The sequence below is a fragment of the Bradyrhizobium sp. UFLA06-24 genome (assembly GCF_054967145.1).
Window position 1 is genome coordinate 37094 of sequence record NZ_JADFUE010000053.1, and the last position, 6624, is coordinate 43717.

Genomic DNA, 6624 nt, shown 5'->3' on the forward strand with positions numbered 1-6624 from the left:
CGTCTGGCGTTGTCAACGCTCCCCGCGCATGGCTCTTACGCGTTGCGCGCCATCAACCCGCCATCGACCGGGATCACGGCGCCGGTGAGGAAGGACGCCGCCGGCAGGCACAGGCTCAGCGTCATATGCGCGACCTCCTCGGGGTCGCCGTAGCGCAGAAGCGCGGTGCGGCGCTTGGCGTAGATGGTCTTGTGCTCTTCCGAGATGCGCTCGGTGATGGCAGTGCGGATCGGACCGGGACAGATGCAGTTGACGGTGATGCCCTCGCGGCCGAGCTCGACTGCGAGCGATCGCGTCAGGCTCGCGACACCGCCTTTCGCTGCAGAATACGGGCTGTGCAACGCGGTGGCGCCGAGCGCCTCGGTCGAGGCGATATTGACGATGCGAGGGGACTTCGATTTGCGCAGGTATGGCAGCGCCGCACGGATGATGCGCGGGTGAGCCGTCAGCATCACCGCGATGCCTTTGGCCCAGGCATCTTCGTAAGCCTCGTCGTCGATCGCGACGCGCACGGAGATGCCGGCATTGTTGACCACGATATCAAGCCCGCCGAAATGCGCCGCGACGTCGCCGACCACGCGTTTGATCTCGCCGCCGTCGGCAACGTCGAGCTTCCAAGCCTTGCCCGAGCCGCCGCTGGCCGCGATTTCCTTCGCGACGGCCTGCGCGCCTTGCTCGTCATGATCGGTCACGGCGACGTTGGCGCCTTCGCCTCCGAACACGCGCGCGGTCGCGCGGCCCATGCCGCTGGCGGCGCCGGTGACGAGAACGGTCAGGCCCTTGACGGAGCGGCTGAGCTCTTTGAACTCGGACATGCTGTTTCCTCGGGTCTCTTGTTTCTTGTGATGAGATGGACAAGGCTGGCGTCGATCCGCAGACAGGTCAAGCAAGCAAAACAAAAGGGGAGGCCGCGATGGCGAACGAGCTGGATTTCACGGGCAAGCAGGTTCTGGTCGTCGGAGGTTCCAGCGGCATCGGCAACGGCATTGCGCAAGCCTTTCGTGCCAGAGGCGCCAGCGTCGCGGTGTGCGGCACGCGTGCTCGTGCGGCGGAATATCAGGCGGAGGAGGGCTCCGATCTCAGCGGTCTTGCCTACGCGCAGCTCGACGTCAGCAGCCCCGGCGCGATCGAGGCGTTCAAGCCGTCCTTCGAGAACCTCGACATTCTGGTGCTCGCGCAGGGCGCCGTGATCTATCGCCGCGGCGAGTTTGAGATGGCCGGCTTCCGTAAGGTCGTCGAGGTCAATCTCATGAGCCTGATGGCGTGCGCGACGCGGTTTCATGCCATGTTGCGGGATTCGAAGGGCGCGCTGATCATGGTGTCCTCGACCGCGGCCTATCACTCGACCATGGGCAATCCGGCCTACAATGCCTCGAAGACCGGCGCCGTCGGATTGACGCGGACGCTGGGCGAGGCCTGGGCAGAAGACGGCATCCGCGTCAACGGCATCGCGCCCGGCCTCGTCGACACCAAGATGACGAAGGTGACGACCGACAATCCCAAGCGGCTCGAAGGCGCGTTGTCGCGCATTCCGCTGCGGCGGTTGGGCACGCCGGCCGACATGGCGGGCGCGGCACTGTTCCTGGCTTCGCCGCTGTCGTCCTACATCATCGGTCAGACGCTCGTCGTCGATGGCGGGCTCATCCTGTAGGGGACGACACTTTCGTCATCGCATGGAACTGCGCTCCTCCTGATCGGTTACTTGGGCAGACCCCGAGGAGGAGCATCATGGATACGGATCGGATTGTGGGATCGGCCAAGGAATTCGCAGGACGCGCGGAAGGCGCTGTCGGAGACATGGCAGGCGATGCCAAGACGCAGGCGTCGGGCAAGGCGCGGGAAGCCGCAGGCACCGTGCAGAATCTGTACGGCCAGGCCAAGGATGCGGTGCGTGACGCAGCCGACACTGCGACGAGCTACGCCAAGGACGCCTATGAGAACAGCGGCGATACCTTCCGCGATGGCTCCAAGGCGATCGCGCAGAAGGTGCAGGACAATCCGCTCGGCGCGCTGCTGGTCGCCGGCGGCATCGGCTTTGCGCTCGCGCTTCTGATGTCGCGCCCCGCGCGCCGTCCGCCGCCGCGCTGGCGCTATTACGGCTGAACGATCAGCACGCGTTCTCGTGCCCCGGACGCGCTGCAGCGCTAGAGCGCTGCTGCGCTGAGCCGGAGCCCATTCTCTGTTGATATTGAAAGAAGCTGTTCCGGCTCTGCGTCGCATCACCAAGAGGTGCTGCGCCGCGTCCGGAACACGCGATCGTCTACCGCACCACTTCCGCCGCCCGCCCGACGTTGCCCGGCGGACGCGGGACCGCGGGACCCGGGTTCGGGTTGCGCGGCGCCGGCGTGAATTGACGCGGCGCCGGCTGCGGCGAGCCGAAGCCGAAGAAGTCGCGCAAGGACGGCGTCGCCTGCGCCGGCTGCTGCTGTGATGCAGGCTTCTTCGGCGCGAGCGGCTTGGGCGGTGCGATCGCGGCGCCGGCACCCGGCGTGCCCGGCGCGCCGGGAGCCGCAACACCACCCTCAGGCGTCGTCGCCGCAACAGGCGTATCGCCCTTGGCCTGTTCACGGCCGACTTCGCGGCGCGGCCAGGCATAATCGTCAGCCCGGCCGGCGGGCGCCGCCAGCGGCTCGCCCTTCACCAGCGTTTTGGCGGCGAGGGCATCGACGGGGGCGGGGCGCGTGCCCGGTCCGCCCAGCAATTGATCGGTCGAGATCGAGGCCGCGACCAGCGGCACGATCGGGCCGGCGAGCGGCCGCGGCGCAGGCTTGCCGGGCTCGGCGCTGATGTCGGGCGTCGCCGGTTCGCTCGGCAGCGCGATCGGACCGGAGCGTCCGGCCAGCAGGCGCGTGATCTCGCGCTCGACATAATGGGCGAGTTTTCGTGCGCCCGGCTTGGTGAAGTAGACGCCGTCAGCGCTGCGGAGCTGGCGGATCTGGCCCTCGAAGTCAGGTCCCTTCTGCAGGAAGCGGCCGGCCTCGTCGACAAAGCCGTCCCAGACGTCGACATAGGTGATGCCGGCCTTGGCGGCGCCTTCGCGATAGAGCGAATCCAGGAACAGCATGTCCGCGGTGCCCTTCTGACCGCGGATTGCCGGCAGGCCGACCCAGAGCACGGGCACGCCCTTGGCTTTCAGCACACCCGCGAGCTCCTCGATCTTCTTGCCGTAGAGCTCGACCCAGCGGTCGTCGCGGAATTCGTAAAGGCCATTCGGATTGCGCGTGGCCTTCTCGGGCGTCGTCGCGGGCGTATCGGCGTTGTCGGCGTCATCCTGCGGCAGGTCGGTATCGACAGGCTTGTCCTCCGGCTTGGCGGCGGCGTCGGGCTTGGCCTCGCCGGGCTTTCCTTGCGGCTTGGCGTGCGCGCCCTTGTCGTTCTTCTTGTCCTTGTCAGCGGGCTTCTCGGCAACGGGTTCGCGGATCGCGATGCGGTCGTTGAGGCCGAGCATGACGACGATGACGTCGGGCTTCTCGGTCTCCAAAATGCCCTTCGCGGCCGCCGCCCAATCGGAGGGCTCACCCTTCGGCTGGTACTTGATCAGGCCTGAGGTGGTCCGGTGCTTGCGGATCACACCCATGTCGGGCTGTTCGGTGTAGGCGTCTTCCAGGCCATAGGCGAGCCAGTCGGCCATGGCGTCGCCGATCACCAGCACGTTCTTTTCAGGGACGGTGTCGCGCTTGGCGGGCGCGGGCGCGCGCGAAAAATCCTGGCGCGGGGCCTGCGGCTGCTGTTGCTGGAATGGCGCGAAGAAATCGCCGCCGAACCAGCCACCGCCGTGTCGCGGCGGCGGGGCCGCGCGTTGCGGCGGGCCGCCGAAGCCGGGGAAGTTGAAGAACTGCGCCGAGGCCGGTCCCGCGATCGAGACCAGGATCGCAAGCGCCGTTCCCAGCGCGATCAGCGGGCCGGTCTCGGTCAGCGCCTTGAAAAAGGATTTTGGCTTCGACATGCGATCTCGGGCGGCGCGCAACGGGTCTGGAATTGGCTCGCTATAATAACGGAATCGGGCGCCAAACGGGCAAATTCTCTCGCGGATTTCTGCCCCATACACCGCCGAACGGCCGGAATCCCCGCTTCAAGGTTACTTTCGGCGCGCTTTTACTGCCCGCGCAGCCGGTCCAGCACGTCGGAGGAGGCAAATCCGTCCGCGGGGACCCCGATCGAGGCCTGGAAATTGCGCAGGGCCTCCCGGGTCTGGCCGCCGAACTGGCCGTCCGGGGTGCCCTTGTAGAAGCCGCGCTGAGCCAGAAGCTGCTGGAGTTCCAGCCGCTCGGTGCGGGACAATTCGCGCTCCTGCCGCGGCCAGGGCTGCACGAAGGGCTGCCCGCCGCGCAGGCGGTCGGCGAAGTGGCCGATCGCCAGCGCATAGGCCTCGGCCGGGTTGTACTTCATGATCACCCGGAAGTTCTGCAGCATCAGGAAGCCGGGGCCCTGCGCGCCGGCGGGCGCCAGCAGGTAGGCTTTCTCCGCCGGATGCGGGAACGGCTGGCCCGTCGCCCGCTTGAGCCCGAGCTTCTCCCACTGCGCGATCGTCATCATCTTGGCGCGATCGGCCAGCATGTAATTGAACCCTTGGGGCACCACCACCTCAAAGCCCCAGGTCTGGCCGCTCTGCCAGCCGTCCTTCTTCAAATTGTTGGCAGTTGAGGCGATCAGGTCGGTCGGATTGTCGACGACGTCGCGCCGTCCGTCGCCATCGCCGTCCACGGCAAAGCGCTTGAACGCGGTCGGCATGAACTGGGTCGGGCCGAACGCGCCGGCCCAGGAGCCGCGCATCTGCTCGGGGCGCAGATCGCCCCGGTTGAGGATCTCCAACGCGGAGAGGAATTCATCCTTGAAGTAGGCCTGGCGGCGGCCGATGCAGGCGAGCGTCGCGGTCGATTGCAGCACGCTGCGGTCGCCCATCTGCGTCGAATAATTGGACTCGATGCCCCAGATCGCGGCGATGATGTAACGGTCGACGCCATAGGCCCTCTCGGTCGCGTCGAACTGCGCCTTGTACTTGGCGAGGATCTCCTTGCCCTTGGCGAGGCGGTTATCGTTCACCAGGATGTCGAGATAGTCCCAGATCGACCTGGAGAACTCGGGCTGCGAATCCATCAGGTCCATGATGCGCAGATCGGGGGCAAGGCCTTCGGTGAAGCGCTGGAAATTCTCCTGCGTGATGCCGCGACGTGCGGCATCGGGCCACATGCCGGCGACGCAATTGCTGAAATTGCCGGCAGCCTCGCGGATCGCGGCCGCCGTCATCAGCGGATGACCGGACGCGCCGTCTTCGCCGCTCCAGGGCTGGGCACCGCCTGGCGCTGCGGCCTGGGGCGCCGAGCTTGGTCCGGAAAAGATGCCGCCGAACAGGTTCGACAAGCCGTTCTGGGCCTGCGCCTGCGCCGGAAGCGGGAACAGCGAGGCGACCGCAAGCATTGTTGCGCCGGTCAAGGATCCCGCTACGCCTGTCACCAATTGCCTCATGCCCCACCTGTCCGGCCAAAAATCCGCCTTCAGGAGGCCCGGTTACGGTTGCCAATATCTTAACAAAGGTGAAATTTTGTAGGCGGCCTTGTCATCAAGTCCCTAAGCAAGGGCCCTACATCCGCCTTTGTTACCGGCTGCAAACCGGCTAGCAAGCTCGCATTGCTTCGTTCACGCATCTCTCAAGGTATTCGATCACCACATGAAGATCCGCAAAGCCGTATTCCCCGTCGCCGGCCTCGGCACCCGCGTCTTGCCTGCCACCAAGGCAATGCCGAAGGAAATGCTCACCATCGTCGACAAGCCGCTGATCCAGTACGTCTATGACGAGGCACAGGAAGCCGGCATCGAGCACTTCATCTTCGTGACCGGCCGCAACAAGAACGTGATCGAAGATCATTTCGACAGGATGTTCGAGCTCGATGCGACCCTGGCTGCGCGCGGCAAGAAGGCCGAGCAGGAAATCCTGGCACAGAACCAGCCGGACGCCGGCGCCGTCAGCTTCACCCGCCAGCAGGCGCCGCTCGGTCTCGGCCATGCGGTCTGGTGCGCGCGCGACATCGTCGGCAACGAGCCGTTCGCGGTGGTGCTGCCGGACGAACTCGTGCTCAACACGCCGGGCTGCCTCAAGCAGATGATCGAGATGGCTGCAACGCTCGGGGAGAAATCCAATTTGATCGCGGTCGAGGCCGTGCCCGATCATCTCACCCATCAATACGGCATCTGCGGCGTCGGCAAGCGCACCGGCAAGATGTTCGAGGTCGACGGCATGGTCGAGAAGCCGGCCAAGGGCACCGCTCCCTCCAACCTCTCGATCACCGGCCGCTACATCCTCCAGCCCGAGATTTTCAAGATCCTGGAGACCCAGGAGCGCGGCGCCGGCGGCGAGATCCAGCTCACCGATGCCATGATCGGTCTCGCCAAATCGCAAAACTTCTACGGCGTCGAGTTCGAGGGCGAGCGCCATGATTGCGGCTCCAAGCCCGGCTTCCTTCGCGCCAACATCGCCTACGCGCTGAAGCGGCCGGAGCTGCGCGAAGGATTGATCGCGGAGATGAAGAAGTATCTGGGGCAGTAGCTGCTCGTCATTGCTGTGCATGTTCACTAATTCGCTGATCGAATTCATCCTGTTCAGGGAGGATTCCGATGCGAGACAAC

At 65.8% G+C, this 6624-nt stretch carries 6 protein-coding genes; 3 read left to right on the forward strand and 3 right to left on the reverse strand.

The features are described from left to right. Positions 1 to 35: 35 nt before the first annotated feature. On the reverse strand, positions 36 to 815 hold the full coding sequence (locus IF809_RS29875; RefSeq protein WP_128964116.1) for an SDR family NAD(P)-dependent oxidoreductase: 780 nt from the start codon (positions 813 to 815) through the stop codon (positions 36 to 38). Positions 816 to 913: 98 nt separating this feature from the next. On the opposite strand from IF809_RS29875, the gene IF809_RS29880 reads away from it, so the two are divergent. Then, on the forward strand, positions 914 to 1651 hold the full coding sequence (locus IF809_RS29880; RefSeq protein ID WP_128964117.1) for an SDR family NAD(P)-dependent oxidoreductase: 738 nt from the start codon (positions 914 to 916) through the stop codon (positions 1649 to 1651). 77 nt (positions 1652 to 1728) lie between these two features. After that, on the forward strand, positions 1729 to 2103 hold the full coding sequence (locus IF809_RS29885; RefSeq protein WP_128964118.1) for a CsbD family protein: 375 nt from the start codon (positions 1729 to 1731) through the stop codon (positions 2101 to 2103). 157 nt (positions 2104 to 2260) lie between these two features. Here IF809_RS29885 and IF809_RS29890 read toward each other — a convergent pair whose 3' ends face one another. Beyond that, positions 2261 to 3946: an SGNH/GDSL hydrolase family protein gene (locus IF809_RS29890; protein ID WP_128964119.1), complete on the reverse strand. Its 1686-nt coding sequence runs from the start codon at positions 3944 to 3946 to the stop codon at positions 2261 to 2263. 149 nt (positions 3947 to 4095) lie between these two features. After that, a complete protein-coding gene (locus IF809_RS29895) occupies positions 4096 to 5466 on the reverse strand; it encodes a lytic murein transglycosylase (protein ID WP_188637355.1) in 1371 nt (456 codons plus the stop codon). 202 nt (positions 5467 to 5668) lie between these two features. Here IF809_RS29895 and IF809_RS29900 point away from each other — a divergent pair, with 202 nt between their 5' ends. Next, positions 5669 to 6544: a UTP--glucose-1-phosphate uridylyltransferase gene (locus IF809_RS29900; RefSeq protein WP_128964121.1), complete on the forward strand. Its 876-nt coding sequence runs from the start codon at positions 5669 to 5671 to the stop codon at positions 6542 to 6544. The last annotated feature ends 80 nt before the right edge of the window (positions 6545 to 6624 follow it).